Consider the following 14,404-nt stretch of genomic DNA (forward strand, 5'->3'; position numbering starts at 1 on the left):
TCTAATAAACAGTCAGCATAAGGTCAAATATGTGAAGAGCAAAGTCAGACATAACTTCCATCATCCATGGCCCCAACATTATGAGCACTAATGCCGTTACCAGAAGTTTTGGAACAAAAGTCAGTGTTTGTTCATGTATTTGAGTAGCTGCCTGAAAAACCGCTATGAGAAGCCCTATGATAAGACTCAATAACAAAATCGGAGCTGCTATTTTAATTGCAGCCATTGCTGCAGACTGCATGATTCCCATTGCAAATGATATATTCATGAGCCCTCCTAGAAGTTAAAGGTAGAAATCAGTGTTTTAAACAACAGCGACCACCCATCTATTACAACAAAGAGAAGCAGCTTGAAAGGCATTGATATCATCACCGGCGGCAGCATCATCATTCCCATTGACATAAGGACGCTTGATACTATCATGTCTATTATGAGGAATGGTATATACAAAAGAAAACCTATGATGAATGCTCTTTTAAGTTCGCTTGTTACAAATGCCGGCATTACCACAGTCAAAGGCAGATCTTCCACACTTTCCGGATTTTTTACTTCTTCGTCGTTTGACATGTCCACATACATTTGAAGCTCGTCGTTTCCTGTCTGCTTCAACATGAATATCTTTAAAGGCTTCGACGCTCTGTCAAAAAACTCATCCTGTGCTATTTCTTCATTTTTATACGGCTCATAAGCTTCTGTATTTATTTCATCAATAACCGGCGACATTATGAACAGTGTAAGAAATATTGCAATTCCTATTAGAACCTGGTTTGGAGGCGTTTGCTGCAAACCCATGGCATTTTTCAAAAATGACAGGACTATTATTATTCTTGTGAAAGCCGTCATCATTATCAAAATAGACGGAAGAAGTGTAATCAATGTGAGCATGACCAGAATTTCAATAGTTTGAGCTGAATTCCCGTTAATGTCCATGTTGATTGTTCCTGCATATGCTGTCTTTGTGTTCAATAACACAAAAGCCATCATTGTTAAAATTGTTGCTGATATTTGTTTTATCTTGCTTGCCATTTTTCCTCTTTTAGAGAATGCCTATTGCACCAGGCATTCTCACTGCCATGCTATTTTTTCAAAAATTTATTTATAATGCTGTTAAAATCCATAACTTCTGTCTTTTCTTCTTCATGTTTTAATTGAAAATCATCCAGTTCTTTTATGATGTTCACATCTTTCTCTGTGATGCTCAGCAAATAATACTTGTTTGTTATTTCAGCTATTGCCAGGTACTTGTTCTGGCCTATGACAATCCTGTCAACTATGTTCATGTACCTTGAACTTGAAGCAAGATTTGTTTTAGTGGAAATCCACTTTGTGCCGTAGTAGGTCAAGAACAAAACAAATATGATTCCTGCCAAAGAAACAATCAGTGAAAATATTTCTTTAATTTAAACCAGCTCCTATCCGATTATGCCCTGTACTGTTTTTAATACTCTGTCAGCCTTGAATGGTTTAACGATAAAGTCTTTTGCTCCGCTTCGTATTGCTTCAACAACCATTGATTCCTGACCCATTGCAGAACACATTACTATTTTTGCCGAAGGATCAAAATCTTTTATTTCCTTTAATGCTTCCAAACCGTTTTTATTTGGCATTGTAATATCCATTATAACCAGCTCCGGTTTTTCTGCCTTATATGCCTGTACAGCCAGTTCACCATCTGCTGCTTCAATTAAATTTTCATAACCGTTCTTTTTCAGCGTATCCTTAATCATCATTCTCATAAACGCTGCATCATCCACTACTAATATTTTTCCTTCCATTTCAAACCTCCGTAATTCTATAATGTGATTTTTATCAATTCATCTTTTTTGATTATTTCTGCTATTCTTACTCCGAAATTGTCATTTACAACAACAACTTCTCCTTTTGCAATGAGCTGTCCGTTAACTATAATGTCAACCAAAGCTCCTGCCTGTTTGTCAAGCTCTATTATGGTACCCTGAGAAAATTCGAGTATATCTTTTATTTTTCTTCTGCTTTTCCCTATTTCAACGCTGATTTCCAGCGGCACTGTCATTATTAATTCAAGATTCGAAAGCTGTTCTTCTGAAAGCTGTTCTTCTTCATCTTCATCAAATCTTTCATAATCCATGGGCCTTACATTTACAGGAACCTGTTCTTTCTTTTTTTGTTTTGGCCTTTGTTGTACGTTTCTTTGTCTTGGCCTTTCTTCGTAGTCATCGTCATCTTCATATTCATATACTTCGGTGTTTCTTTGTATGTCCTTGACTTCTGCCGCAATGTCTGCCTTCTTTGCTTCTTCATGAGTTGTTGTTTCTTCAGCAGAACTATCTGAAAAGTTGTCTGCTCCTTTTAAAAAGTTTGAAACAATTTCTCTTGCCAGAGAAACTGGCATTACATTTATGAACTGACTCTGTACAGTTCCTTCTATGAACAAATCGAAACTTACTGCTACAATAACATCGTCTTCTATAAAATATTTACTTCTAAATTCTTGTTTGTCGTTTATTTCATAAGCCAAAGGTGTTGATATGTTTATTGACTTTCCAAGGAAGTCTGACAATGCAGTTGCTGCTGAACCCATCATCTGGTTCATTACTTCGCATATGGCGCTGGAATTTATCTCATCCATTTCAAACTCATCATCACCAATGGATTGCCCCATCAATATTTCTATTATGGCTTTTGCGTCATGTCTTTTCCATATCATGAGATTGACGCCGTTTAATCCTTCAACATAGTTGATTTCAACGCCTATTGCAGGTTCCAGATTTTCATAGCTGAACTGCGTGGCGTTTATTACATTTACTTTAGGCACGGTTATTTCAACCCTTTTTCCCAACAAGGTGGACAGTGATGTAGCAGAAGAGCCTAAACTTATATTCATTACTTCTCCTATTACATCCCGCTCCATATCTGAAAAAATATTTTCATTCATCATAAGTAGCTCCTCTATCGTATAATATTCTTAATTTTTATTACGCCTTTATTTTTCTTTGTTCCCCATGTTCCTTCAAACCACTTTTCACCGTCAACATTCACATCAACATAGGAATTGACGGCCTTGTCAAGAATAATCAGGTCTCCGACCTGCATGTCCACTATATCCTTTAGAGTGGCCTGGGCTTTTCCAAGTACTCCTGTTATTGCAAGCTTTGAAGTCTTTATGGAATCCATGATAATTTCTTTTTGTTCTTCCACGCTTTGATCCATTTTTTTCTTGTTTGTTTTTGAAAACACATTTGCTTTCTTCATCACTTCGCCAATGATACTTGAAGGAATGCATATGGTTATTTTCCCTGTAGATTCATTCAAAGCGACATTCAAGACCACTATAACTACAGTATCATTGTAATTTATTGATTGAATGAATCTTGAATTGGTTTCTATTTTAGCAAGTTCCGTTTTTAGTTCAATTGTGCTTTCCCATGAAACACCCATCATGGGAACAACCTGTTTCAACATGTTTCCAAGAAGTGAAAGCTCTATGTCCGTATAATCTCTTAAATTTTCATACTCTTCACCGCTTCCGCCCAAAAGCCTGTCTATTATTACAAAAGACAACGGCTTTGAAATATCCATGAGAATCTGACTGTCTGAAACCGAATCGTCCGGATATCCTACATTTACTAAGCCCATGAGCACATAATCATCCAGAGCATTGTTGTATTCATGGAATATGCTTTCTTCAACCTGTTCCACCGTAACATCGCACATGAGCCTTAACATGGACGTCAATCTTGATGAAAGCATGCGGCAATAGCCTTCATAAATTCCCTTTAAGAGTTTTATTGTTTCTTTTGTGATTTTTTTAAGACTTCTGAAATCATATTCTTTTACTTTCTTCTCGTTTGCTTCAATTTCCTTTATATCAACATCTCCGCTGCTTAAATTGTTAAGCAGTTCGTCTATCTGGCTCTGTGATAGTATTTCTGCCATATCATATGCCCTCGTTCCATGATTTTTCCTTATCTTAACTGATTGCTCTGATACTCAATTTTATCTTCACCTTCAGTGTTGTCATCTCCATTTATTGTATCTTTAATTATTTCTGTATAACTTATCGGATGTCCCTTGCGGCTTATGAAAATTTCAACTCTTCTGTTTTTTGCTCTTCCTTCAGGAGTGCTGTTGTCTGCAATAGGACTGTACAGCCCGTATCCTATAGCCAGATACTTGGCCGGACTAATTACATTTTTGCTCTCCAGGTACTGAAACACTGCATTGGCTCTGTCTGTTGAAAGTGCTCTGTCTATGTTTGACTTGTCTTTTTCCACTTCTGCAGTATGTCCTGCTATAATTACTTCTTCCACATATTCATCAACCAGGTTCAACCCGTTTGCAAGAACATCTAAAATGTCACGCCCGCTTTGGTTTAAGTTGTTGCTGTAGCCCTTAAATGTAATGTTGTCTGAAAATCTTATGAACACATACTCTTCGGTTTTGCTTATTTCTACGCTTTCACTGAGGTTGTTTTCATCCACGTAGCTTTTAAGCATTTCATAAAGCTGGTCTATATCCTCTTCATCAGCTTCTTCTACTTCAATGGAGCCACCATCCATCATCCCTGTTCCGGATAAATCTTCAATTTCCTTTTTAACTTCAGTGCCTTTAGAAAAGGCCTCCACAATTATTGCATACTTTTGGGCATCGATTGTTGACATGGCATACAACATTATAAAAAATGTCAACAGCAATGTAACCATATCACTGTATGTTTCCAGCCAGCTTGCTCCGCCACCGCCGTCCCTTTTTCTTTTTCTAGCCATATTAACCCCTATTTGCAGTTTTAAGCATTTGCTTCACTTTTTCTGCTTTTTCCTCTTTTTGATTTTTTCTTTGTTCCGCCTTCTTCACTATCTGCTTGAGCTGCGGAACCTCTTTCTTCATATGTTATGTATGAGTTCAGTTTTTCTCTTATGTATTTCGGATTTTCACCTGACTGTATTGAAAGGACACCTTCCATAATCAGTTCCTTGGCTATCATTTCTTCGTCATGCTTTGCTTTCAGTCTGTTAGATATGGGAACACAAAACATATTTGTGAGAGCTGAACCGTAAAATGTTGTAACAAGTGCAGTGGACATACCTTTACCAAGAGCATCTGCTCCGTTTGATGTATCCATGTTTGCAAGCATGTTTATGAGTCCAATGAGTGTTCCAAGCATACCAAAGGCAGGTCCGAAGCTTCCCAATGTATCAAATACCTTCCATGCAGAAGCATGTCGAGCTTCAATACAGTCTATTTCATTTTCTATCTGTGCTCTTACCTTTGTTGGTTCAATGGCATCTACTATGAGCATTACGCAGTATTTTAAAAATTCATCCTGCAAATCCATGGCATTGACTTTTTCCTCGAGAACCAATAATCCCTTAAGCCTTGCTTCCTTGGCAAGCTCTTCTATGGTGTCGATATATTCATTCAAATTGATCTTTTCCTTTTTCATCAACACCTTTAAATTTTTAGGTACATCTTTGAGATATTTAACCGGAACGGACATTATGGTTGCTGCGAAAGCTCCGCCAAATGTAATGTACATGCTGGAAAAATCAATAAAGCTTTGTGTAACCTGAGACAAGCTTGACCCGCTTGTTGCAATTCCGTATACTACTAAGGCAACTCCTGCCACCAACCCAACTATAAACGATATGTTCATCTTTCACCTCTTGTTATTCAGCAGTAACGCCTTTTAATATTTTTTGATTGTACTTGATTATTTTATTGACTATTTCTTCTTTTGAATCTTTAACCAGGTAATACTTTCCTGTTGTCAGGGTTATTTTTGTTTCAGGAATGAATTCTATTTTTTCAATTAAACTTGCATTCAATATAAATGATTCCCCGTTAATACCCAATACTTCTACCATAAGCCCTCCTATTTTTATAAAAATATTAACCACAACCACAACATTTTATAGACATGGTTAATACTTTTATGATTAAAATAAATCTATTGATAAACCTTGACGCTGTCATCCTGAACGGTAGTGAAAGATGCCCTAACCCTATTTTTCAGGTGTTTTTCTGAAAAATAGCGGTAGGCCATTCGCAATGAGCACCAAATTTATGTGAGCGTTAGCGAGTAAATAAATTTGTGTGCGAAACTGCGGGATCTCATCTTTGTTGAAAACATGAGATTCTTCGAGCAAGCTCTCAGAATGACAACGTCAATAAATTTTGTCATTGTTCGTCTATTGTTATCCGTCTTTATAATTTATTATTATTAATTATCTCTTCATGTTGACAAGTTGTTCAAGCATTTCATCAACAACAGTTATTATTTTTGAATTTGCCTGATAACCTCTTTGAGTTATAATCATGTCTGAAAATTCATTGGCAAGGTCCACATTTGACATTTCCAGTCCTCCGGAAACTAATCCGCCTGATCCGCTTAATCCCGGTGCATAAGCAGTTATAATGCCTGTGTTGTTACCTGCAGAATAATATGAACCTCCTTCTGAAACAAGAGCGCCTTGGTTCGGAACAGTTGCAACTGTAATCACGGCAAGAGTCTTAATATTATTATTATCAGTCATGTCACTGGCTGTTATAGAACCATCTGAATTTATTGTTACATTAGTATAATTTTTGAAATTAGCTATGTTAATAACTTTTATGCCACTTGCGCCGGTTCCAGCTCCGCCATCAGCCGTTGTCAATTCATTTTTTATTGTTGATAAATCTGCAGGAACATCTGTACCCACAATACCCATTACCAATGATCCATTTGAATCAACAAGGTTTCCTTGAGAGTCGAAGTTAAATGCTCCATTTCGAGTATAGAACTTTTCTCCGCTTGCATTTTGAACAATAAAGTATCCTTCGCCGTTTATGTACAAATCTGTTGACTTATTTGTTGGAGAATAACCTGATAATGTGTGTATTGTATCAATTGAGCTTACTTGAGCTCCATATCCCACTGTGGATGAGTTAGTACCTCCAACTGTTCCTGCTACTGCCTTGCTTGGGTTTTGTACTGCTTGATAATAAACGTCTGAAAAAGTTGTTCTTTGTGATTTGTATGCGTAGGTGTTTACGTTGGCGATATTGTTACCAATAACGTCCATTTTTGTCTGGTGGCTTCTTAAGCCTGAAACACCAGAATAAAGTGCTTTCATCATAATTAATCTTTCTCCTTTTTTTTATTAGCTGTGAGTCCTTCAAACAATCCGGACTATAACCCCCTAAAAAGGACCGGCTATTTTATTACAGCTCCATCGATATTTGTAAATATATTTTCTTTAAGTTCATTGCTGTTTACTGCTGTTATAACCTTGTTGCTCATGGTGCTCACTATGAATGCCTGATTGTCAATCATTACAAGCACGTTTTTTAATCCCTTGTCTTTTGCCTGTTCTACGGCTTCATTGAGTTTTTCAGTCACTTCCGGACTGACATCGATATTTCTTTCAGATATTCTTTCATTTGCATGTTTTGAAAATGTAACTTCATTTTCTCTAAACTTTTCTTTGAATATGTCCTTGAAAGATGAATCTATGTCCTGTCTGTGTTTTAAGTTGTTGCCAGGCTGAATACCGTTGTTTAAGTTGCTTATTTTTCTTATGAAATTTATGTCAGTCATTTAATCACCACCTAGTTTATCTGACTGCCTTCAATTGCTGAACCTTCTAAAGTATCATCCTTAATGAGGAAATTTTTTATGCTGTTTATTCCTTCAAGCATTTGAGTGACTATGTCCATTTCTGTTACAGCTTCTTCGGATTTATTTTTTACTTCCATGACATTTGAATAATCATATTCAATGTCATTCACATAAATCTTTGTTTCTCCGCTGTGGATAGTTACCTTTTGAACTATACCTTCCTGTATTTCAAGCTCTCCCCTGCTGTTGTAGCTTGCCATAACAACATTTTTTCCAATGAGCGAAGTTGCTTGTCCCTGCATTGATATTTCAGATAAATCTGTCATTGCCTGCAGTGCTGAAAACTGAGCCATCTGGGATACAAATTCAGTGTTTTCCATTGGATTCATGCTATCCTGGTTAGTTATCTGAGAAACCATCAAATTTAAAAAGTCGTTCATATCCAGTTCTGAACCTTTTTTTGTGCTTATATTTAAATTAGATGTACCACTTGTACCGTATGCGTTTATTTCCATATTATCCTCCTTTCTTATGCTGTGCTGTTCATAATCTGAGAAAAAATGTCATCGTCGTCGTCATCATGATCATTTCCACTGTATGTATAATTGTTCTTTTGCTGATTTTTGTTTTGATTCTGGTCGTAATCAAGAGGATTTTGACCATAAGCCGTTTCATCATGCTTTACAATAACATTCACGTTGGAATCAACTGCCTTGTTCAATACTTTTGCTAACTCCTGTGAATTTGACATGAGCAGCTTGCTTGTTTCTTCATTCAATGCCTTTATTTCCACTGTAAGCTTGTTGCCCTCATAGAACATTTTTATGTTTACCTTGCCTAATTTTTCAGGCTGCAGTTCCATGGTCACTTCTTTTGTACCGTTTGTTCTTTCATTAACCATCAGTTCAATTTTGTCCTTAATTTGAGAAATGGCTGAAGATTTTATGTAAGATGATTCATCGCTTACTTGAATTACTTTGTTATCAGAAAACATTAATTTATTTTTTTCTGCCAGATTTGCATTAAGATCAATTTCATTCTTAAGCTTGCTTCTGCTGTTTTCAATGTGTGTAATCAGCTTCTCTGCATATGTGCTGATTTCTTTTATAATTTCTGTCTGTGGAACATCAGGATTTATTTTTTCCTGAGCCGGATTTTGCTCTTGTATCTTCAAGCTTTGCATAGAATCTGATTTTGGTTTTGACTGATTTATCAATTCATTAAAAACCTTCATGCTGTCATCAGCCTTAATCACTTCATAGTTGTCAGTTTCCAAATTTGGTACGTATGCAAGGTATTGGCTCATTACTTCAATTGAAGCCATCAAGTTATCATCCGTGTCTTTTTTAACTTTTTCTGTTGGTTCAATTTCCTTCAAACCAAGCTGTTCATAAGAAGTAGTCACTGAATCTGACGATTTGCTTAAATCCATGTCTTTTCCTATTATTTCAAGCAAGTTAACATCTTTAACTGATACATCAGGATTATCAACCGTTGTGGCTGCTATCAAAGTTCCTGGTATGGTTTCTGCCATCAAAGAATCTAACAAATTTATGAAAGAATTTTCTTTTGTACTTACTGCAGCCATGTTTTTTGGCATTTGTCCCAGTTGTCCCGGAATCATTCCGTTTAAATTTACGTTCATTATAATCACCTCCCTTCAATAGTTAAAAATCATTTATCATACTAAGTAACCCTTGACCATGCTTTTGTTTGAAACAAACTCCTCAATGAAAAGTTCTTCGCTTTTCGCCAGGGCACTGTTGTATTTCTCCAACTCTTTTTCCCTTAATTTTTCAAGGCTTGATATTTCTACATTCTTGCTTACAATTTCATGCCTTTTATCTTCTATTTTTTTAAGGATTTTTTCTTTTTCCTCTTCCTTGTTTTCAATTTTTCTCAGTATGCTGCTTAAAAGCATTTTATAATAAGACATTTCACCAACAGAAATTGAAACAGATGATTTTTCAGAAAATTCAATATTTATATCTGAATATTTGATTTTCATAATTGCTATTTCATTTTCCACTTCTTTGTAGTCATGATTTAAGTTACTGAGTTCCACTTTCAAGTTTTCTAAAACTTGTTCTTTTATTTCCAATACCTTCTGCAACGAAAAACTAAACTTTTTCATCTGTTCCCCCATATATTATATTTCATTCATTAGCTCAAGCACGTCATCGTATGTGAATTTATCGTCCACTCTCTGCATGAGGAAGTTGTTTACCATATCGATTTTGGAAATTGCTTCGTCCAGCTTCAAGTTTGTTCCCTTTTTATATGCACCTATGGATATCAGATCATAATTTGCATAGTACACGGAAAGCAAATCTCTCATTTTTTTAGCATTGTCATTTTGCTCTTTTGACACAATGTCATTCATAAGCCTTGATATGCTTGCGTTTATGTCAATTGCCGGATAATGGTTTGAATTGGCAAGCTTTCTTGTAAGAACAATGTGTCCGTCCACAATTCCTCTCACTGTGTCTGCAATTGGTTCATTCGTATCATCACCTTCAACCAAGACTATGTAAATTCCTGTTATGGATCCTGTGCTGAAGTTCCCGCTTCTTTCAAGAAGCTTCGGAAGTTCAGCATATATGGAAGGAGTGTAACCCCTGGCTACAGGAGGTTCGCCTGTTGCAAGGCCAATTTCTCTTTGAGCCATTGCAAATCTTGTGAGTGAATCCATCATCAATAGCACATCTTTTCCTCTGTCCTTGAAATATTCAGCAATGGTTGTTGCAACCATGGCGCATTTTACTCTGAGCATTGCAGGCTGGTCGGAAGTTGCTATGACCAGCACAGATCTCTTCAATCCTTCTTCACCAAGGTCTTTTTCTATGAACTCTCTTACTTCTCTTCCTCTTTCACCAACAAGGGCTATTACATTTATATCAGCCTTTACATTTCTTGCAACCATTCCGAGAAGTGTACTTTTACCAACTCCGCTTCCTGCAAATATGCCCATACGCTGCCCTTTTCCTATGGTAAGGAGACCATCGATTGCTTTCACGCCAAAGCTCAATTTTTCTTCGATTCTCGGCCTTGACAATGGATTTATGTACTCGTTGTCAACATAGCAGAACTCTTCGCTGTTGAATTCTTCTCCGCCATCTATTGGATGTCCGGTTGCATCAACTGTTCGTCCTATAAGGAAATCTCCAACCGGAATTTTAAACTTGTTTTTTGTTGACACAACTATGTTTCCAAGACCGATTCCTTTTAGGTCTTCATAAGGCATCAACAGTACCCTTCCGTCGTTGAATCCTACTACTTCTGTACGGATTCGTTTATCCCTTGAATCATTGAGTATTTCGCATACCTCTCCGATTTTGTACCTGTTTCCCGTTGCTTCAATCAACATTCCTGATATTCTTTTCACCTTGCCTATGTATGAGCAAAGATCTTCTCTTGCTATGGTGTCACGGATACTTTTAAGTTTTTCATCACATATCATTTTTATTGAGCACCATTTCCTTAAGATTGTTAAGCTGAGTTATTACTCCTGCATCCACTATTCCTTCCGGAGTTTCAACTATTATGCTTCCTTCTTGCAAGTCACTTGCAATTTCTATTTTAACGTCACTGGAAATTTTATTTAAATTATTAATCAGGTCCTTGTCGGCCTTGATTTTCTTAACATCCTCTTCATTTGAAATGTAAATTTTTATCCATTCAACGTTTCTGTAATCCTTGATTGAATCGTCGATTATTTTTGTAATTACATTTTCATTCGAGTCAATTTTTTGTCTTATGATTTTTTCAGCAATTTCAATTGATAAATTACCAATACCATTTTCATATTTTGAAATTATGGCTTCTTTTTCATTTTCTATTTCAGCAATCATTTCCGATATTTCTTTTAACCGCGATTGATTCTGCTTATTTATTTCATCGGATGCCTTGTTGCGGCCCGTAAGCAGTCCTTCTTCATATCCTTTATTCTTGCCTATTTCCATTCCTGCATTGAAGCCTTCCTCATAGCCCTTTTTCTTAAGTTCAGCTATTTCAGACTGAGCATTTCTTTTTGCTGCATTAATTATTTTCATTGCTTCTTCATTGGCTTCTTTTAAAATTACTTCCCTTTGGTTGTAAATTTCATACAGGTCTTCTCTTGGGGTATTTATTACCTTTGGTTCAGGCTCGGTTTTTATTATACGGGGCATATTTTTGTCATCAAAAACTACATATTGGGCTTTTATTATATTAGACAATAATATCATCCTTTCCGCCTTTGGCTATGAAAAGCTCTCCCTCTTCTTCCAAGCGCCTTATTACTGAAACTATTCTCTGCTGAGCTTCTTCAACATCTCTCAACCTTACATTATGAGTGTATTCAAGCTCAGATTTAATTGTATCACCCATCTTGGTTGACATGTTGCTGAACAATACATCGGCAACTTCCTTGTTGGAGCCTTTAATTGCAAATACAAGATCTTTGCTGTCCACTTCACGCAGGAATCTTTGAATTCCAAGGGAATCCATTGTAACAATGTCTTCGAATACAAACATTCTCTTTCTGATTTCGTCTGCGAGTTTGACATCCTTTTTATTGAGTTCGTCAAATATATATTTTTCGTTGCTTCTGTCCATGTTGTTCATTACATCTGCCACGTAGTTTACTCCGCCTATTTCCGTGAAATCAACAGAAACAATGGAATTGAATTTCTTTTCCAGCTCCATTTCCACATACTTGATGATTTCAGGAGATGTTCGGTCCATTTTTGCAATTCTTTCAACAACGTCAATTCTTTTTTCCTTTGGCAGCTCTGCAATTACAGCTGAAGCCTGGTCGGCCCTTGCATATGACAATATGAGTGCTATTGTCTGAGGATGTTCATTTTGAATTATTGTAATGAGATTCTTGTAATCCGCTTTTCTAAGAAATTCAAATGACTTTGTTCTCATGGTCTTTGTAACTCTTTCAAGTAAACTTGAAGCAGTCTGAGCACCAAAGGCCTTTTCAAGTACATTTCTGGCATACTCGAATCCGCCTTCAGTTATAACTTTTTGAGTAAGGCATAGATCATAAAAATCCTTTAATGTACTTTCCATCACCTGTGGACTTAAATGCTGCAGCCTTGAAATCTCAAATGTTAGTTGCTCAATTTCTTCTTCCTTAAGGTACTTGTATATTTTCGATGCATCGTCGGCTCCAAGAGAAATGATAATTGCCGCTGCTTTTTGTTTTCCTGTAAGTTTTGTGTCCGACATATTATTCTTCATCCCCCTTTATCCAAGTTCTTATGAGCTGAGCTGCAATTTCAGGATTTGTCGTTGTAAATTCCTTAAGCTGTTTTTTAATTGCCTGTTCCTGTGTTTCCTGCAGTTTAATTCCATCCTGAATATCCTGCCACGAGAAATCACCTGCTGCGGCTGCTTCAGCTTCTGCCTTTGATTTAGCAGCCTCCAAAGCTTCCTTTTTCTTCTTTCGTTTTCTTAATACAATGCTCAATATGAATATCAGCACTGATAAGACTGCCAGAGCAATTCCGCCGTAAATCAGTATTTCTCTCATAGTTATTTGTTCTGTATTTACTTCATCTGATATAGCCGGTTGAGCCGGTGCATTAGGATCGTAGAAAAGCATGTTGTGCAGTGCTATGTCTTCTGTAGATATGCCTGCCGAGAAAGCTATGAGTTCCTTGACTTCAGTAAGTTCCTCATCTCTTATGCTTGCCTTGTTAATTACAGCAGCAACAGTCAGCTGCTCAATTTCGCCCGGATTATGCTCAATTTGTTCCTTCAGTTGACTTACCAGGTAATTAATTGAGTTTGAATCTTTAAAATAAATGTTGTCACCTTCTACAACTACTCCCGGGTATGTGGGAACCTCAGCATTTGATTCTGTTCCTGATATTCCTCCAACAGTCTCTCCGGGGCCGGTTATTTCTCTTTGATTTTGTGTGCTTCCGGGAACGCCAAGTTTTGTTTCTTCATCAGGCAAGTACTGAAGCATCTCGCTTATTTTCTTATCGAAATTAATAGTGCATTTTGCAGATACCTTAATATTTTCTTCACCGTAAATTTTTGCCAAAAACTCTGAAACATTTTTGATTGTTTCTTTTTCAAATTGCTTTTCAATTTCCAGCTTAAGCTTTATGGTGTTCGTTTGCTTTATTTCTCCACTTGCCACAAGACTGTTTCCATCAGTATCAATAATGGCAACATTTTCTTCCTTCAGACCTTTAACGCTTTTAACAACTAGCTGCATTATTCCATCTGTTTGAGAAGAGGACAATGATTTTCCGTTTTTAAGATTTACTTTTACTGAAGCGGATGGTTCAGTAGTATTTGTTTCCCATGCGAAGTTTTTTTCCTCAGGTACGTTTATAGTCACAATTGCTTCCTTAACACCATCTATTGTCATAATTGATGATTGAAGCCTTTCCTGAAGTTGAAATATTTCATATTGTCTTTTTTCATAATCTGTTGTCATAAAGTCAATATTTTCAGTAAAAACATCGTAATTGGTTCCGCTTCTGGGGTGTCCTGACTGTGCAAGCTGCATTCTTAGAGTGCTTTCCTGCGCCTCCGGTATAAGAATGGTTCCGTCTTTTTCATATTTGTAATCAACGTTGTTTTCTTGAAGCTGCTTCATTACTTCAGCAGTTTCTTCCTTGTCAATTCCACTGAACAAAACAACATATTCCTTGTTGTTCAAAACAAGTACAATAATTAAAGACGCCACAACTATGCCTGCAAATCCGCCAATTATAATTTTCCTGCTTTTGATGCTTATTTTATCCCAAAAGTCTTTAATACTTTTGACGATGTTTTTGATTTGATCAGCCATTAATAACTCCTAAATATGTACGCTAT

General features: G+C 36.6%; 18 protein-coding genes. All 18 read right to left on the bottom strand.

Going from position 1 to position 14,404, the window contains the following annotated elements; all coding sequences use genetic code 11:
* Window position 1: 1 nt before the first annotated feature.
* The 18 genes from fliQ to fliF all read right to left on the bottom strand — a co-directional run bounded on the left by fliQ (window position 2) and on the right by fliF (window position 14,378).
* Window positions 2–268: a flagellar biosynthesis protein FliQ gene (gene fliQ / locus LY60_RS13345; RefSeq protein WP_145084776.1), complete on the bottom strand. Its 267-nt coding sequence runs from the start codon at window positions 266–268 to the stop codon at window positions 2–4.
* A gap of 8 nt (window positions 269–276) precedes the next feature.
* Complete coding sequence (gene fliP, locus LY60_RS13350) at window positions 277–1,026, bottom strand: flagellar type III secretion system pore protein FliP (protein WP_145084779.1); 750 nt, start codon at window positions 1,024–1,026, stop codon at window positions 277–279.
* A 50-nt stretch (window positions 1,027–1,076) separates the two neighbouring features.
* Complete coding sequence (locus LY60_RS13355; RefSeq protein ID WP_145084783.1) at window positions 1,077–1,370, bottom strand: flagellar biosynthetic protein FliO; 294 nt, start codon at window positions 1,368–1,370, stop codon at window positions 1,077–1,079.
* Window positions 1,371–1,412: 42 nt separating this feature from the next.
* A complete protein-coding gene (locus tag LY60_RS13360; RefSeq protein ID WP_145084786.1) occupies window positions 1,413–1,775 on the bottom strand; it encodes a response regulator in 363 nt (120 codons plus the stop codon).
* A 17-nt stretch (window positions 1,776–1,792) separates the two neighbouring features.
* Entirely contained in the window at window positions 1,793–2,917 is a 1,125-nt protein-coding gene (gene fliY, locus LY60_RS13365) for a flagellar motor switch phosphatase FliY (RefSeq protein ID WP_145084789.1), read from the bottom strand.
* 11 nt (window positions 2,918–2,928) lie between these two features.
* Entirely contained in the window at window positions 2,929–3,915 is a 987-nt protein-coding gene (fliM, locus tag LY60_RS13370) for a flagellar motor switch protein FliM (protein WP_145084792.1), read from the bottom strand.
* Between the two features lie 29 nt (window positions 3,916–3,944).
* The gene (locus LY60_RS13375; RefSeq protein WP_145084795.1) at window positions 3,945–4,745 is read right to left on the bottom strand and encodes an OmpA/MotB family protein; all 801 of its coding nucleotides are present in this window, start codon (window positions 4,743–4,745) and stop codon (window positions 3,945–3,947) included.
* A 20-nt stretch (window positions 4,746–4,765) separates the two neighbouring features.
* On the bottom strand, window positions 4,766–5,632 hold the full coding sequence (locus LY60_RS13380) for a motility protein A (RefSeq protein ID WP_145084798.1): 867 nt from the start codon (window positions 5,630–5,632) through the stop codon (window positions 4,766–4,768).
* A 13-nt stretch (window positions 5,633–5,645) separates the two neighbouring features.
* The gene (locus LY60_RS13385; RefSeq protein WP_019229726.1) at window positions 5,646–5,843 is read right to left on the bottom strand and encodes a flagellar FlbD family protein; all 198 of its coding nucleotides are present in this window, start codon (window positions 5,841–5,843) and stop codon (window positions 5,646–5,648) included.
* A gap of 360 nt (window positions 5,844–6,203) precedes the next feature.
* Entirely contained in the window at window positions 6,204–7,097 is an 894-nt protein-coding gene (locus LY60_RS13390) for a flagellar hook-basal body protein (RefSeq protein ID WP_145084801.1), read from the bottom strand.
* A gap of 77 nt (window positions 7,098–7,174) precedes the next feature.
* Window positions 7,175–7,558 (bottom strand): TIGR02530 family flagellar biosynthesis protein, encoded by a 384-nt coding sequence (locus LY60_RS13395; protein WP_145084804.1) that lies wholly within the window; start codon window positions 7,556–7,558, stop codon window positions 7,175–7,177.
* Window positions 7,559–7,569: 11 nt separating this feature from the next.
* Entirely contained in the window at window positions 7,570–8,094 is a 525-nt protein-coding gene (locus tag LY60_RS13400) for a flagellar hook assembly protein FlgD (RefSeq protein WP_145084807.1), read from the bottom strand.
* Window positions 8,095–8,108: 14 nt separating this feature from the next.
* Window positions 8,109–9,224, bottom strand: coding sequence for a flagellar hook-length control protein FliK (locus LY60_RS13405; protein ID WP_145084810.1), 1,116 nt, complete (start codon window positions 9,222–9,224; stop codon window positions 8,109–8,111).
* Between the two features lie 36 nt (window positions 9,225–9,260).
* Entirely contained in the window at window positions 9,261–9,713 is a 453-nt protein-coding gene (fliJ, locus tag LY60_RS13410) for a flagellar export protein FliJ (RefSeq protein ID WP_170226224.1), read from the bottom strand.
* 15 nt (window positions 9,714–9,728) lie between these two features.
* Window positions 9,729–11,039 (bottom strand): flagellar protein export ATPase FliI, encoded by a 1,311-nt coding sequence (gene fliI, locus LY60_RS13415; protein ID WP_145084816.1) that lies wholly within the window; start codon window positions 11,037–11,039, stop codon window positions 9,729–9,731.
* Complete coding sequence (locus tag LY60_RS13420) at window positions 11,029–11,805, bottom strand: FliH/SctL family protein (RefSeq protein ID WP_145084819.1); 777 nt, start codon at window positions 11,803–11,805, stop codon at window positions 11,029–11,031. Before LY60_RS13420 ends, fliI begins: the two co-directional genes overlap by 11 nt.
* Window positions 11,789–12,808 carry a flagellar motor switch protein FliG gene (gene fliG, locus LY60_RS13425; RefSeq protein ID WP_246145477.1) on the bottom strand — a complete coding sequence of 340 codons (1,020 nt, stop codon included), beginning with the start codon at window positions 12,806–12,808 and terminating at the stop codon, window positions 11,789–11,791. The genes LY60_RS13420 and fliG overlap by 17 nt, the downstream gene beginning before the upstream one ends.
* Window positions 12,798–14,378, bottom strand: a complete 1,581-nt coding sequence (gene fliF / locus LY60_RS13430; RefSeq protein WP_145084822.1) for a flagellar basal-body MS-ring/collar protein FliF — start codon at window positions 14,376–14,378, stop codon at window positions 12,798–12,800. Before fliF ends, fliG begins: the two co-directional genes overlap by 11 nt.
* Between the last annotated feature and the right edge of the window lie 26 nt (window positions 14,379–14,404).

It is taken from the genome of Sedimentibacter saalensis, from assembly GCF_007830175.1.
GTDB classification, from domain to species: Bacteria; Bacillota; Clostridia; order Tissierellales; family Sedimentibacteraceae; genus Sedimentibacter; species Sedimentibacter saalensis.

Coding starts and splice junctions, on each gene's coding strand:
- LY60_RS13375 (WP_145084795.1), bottom strand. CDS start 4,745: ATGGCTAGAAAAAGAAAAAGGGACGGCGGTGGCGGAGCAAGCTGGCTG.
- LY60_RS13420 (WP_145084819.1), bottom strand. CDS start 11,805: ATGATATTATTGTCTAATATAATAAAAGCCCAATATGTAGTTTTTGAT.
- fliJ (WP_170226224.1), bottom strand. CDS start 9,713: ATGAAAAAGTTTAGTTTTTCGTTGCAGAAGGTATTGGAAATAAAAGAA.
- fliY (WP_145084789.1), bottom strand. CDS start 2,917: ATGATGAATGAAAATATTTTTTCAGATATGGAGCGGGATGTAATAGGA.
- LY60_RS13405 (WP_145084810.1), bottom strand. CDS start 9,224: ATGAACGTAAATTTAAACGGAATGATTCCGGGACAACTGGGACAAATG.
- fliM (WP_145084792.1), bottom strand. CDS start 3,915: ATGGCAGAAATACTATCACAGAGCCAGATAGACGAACTGCTTAACAAT.
- LY60_RS13400 (WP_145084807.1), bottom strand. CDS start 8,094: ATGGAAATAAACGCATACGGTACAAGTGGTACATCTAATTTAAATATA.
- fliP (WP_145084779.1), bottom strand. CDS start 1,026: ATGGCAAGCAAGATAAAACAAATATCAGCAACAATTTTAACAATGATG.
- fliF (WP_145084822.1), bottom strand. CDS start 14,378: ATGGCTGATCAAATCAAAAACATCGTCAAAAGTATTAAAGACTTTTGG.
- fliI (WP_145084816.1), bottom strand. CDS start 11,039: ATGATATGTGATGAAAAACTTAAAAGTATCCGTGACACCATAGCAAGA.
- LY60_RS13395 (WP_145084804.1), bottom strand. CDS start 7,558: ATGACTGACATAAATTTCATAAGAAAAATAAGCAACTTAAACAACGGT.
- LY60_RS13380 (WP_145084798.1), bottom strand. CDS start 5,632: ATGAACATATCGTTTATAGTTGGGTTGGTGGCAGGAGTTGCCTTAGTA.
- LY60_RS13360 (WP_145084786.1), bottom strand. CDS start 1,775: ATGGAAGGAAAAATATTAGTAGTGGATGATGCAGCGTTTATGAGAATG.
- fliQ (WP_145084776.1), bottom strand. CDS start 268: ATGAATATATCATTTGCAATGGGAATCATGCAGTCTGCAGCAATGGCT.
- LY60_RS13390 (WP_145084801.1), bottom strand. CDS start 7,097: ATGATGAAAGCACTTTATTCTGGTGTTTCAGGCTTAAGAAGCCACCAG.
- LY60_RS13385 (WP_019229726.1), bottom strand. CDS start 5,843: ATGGTAGAAGTATTGGGTATTAACGGGGAATCATTTATATTGAATGCA.
- fliG (WP_246145477.1), bottom strand. CDS start 12,808: ATGAAGAATAATATGTCGGACACAAAACTTACAGGAAAACAAAAAGCA.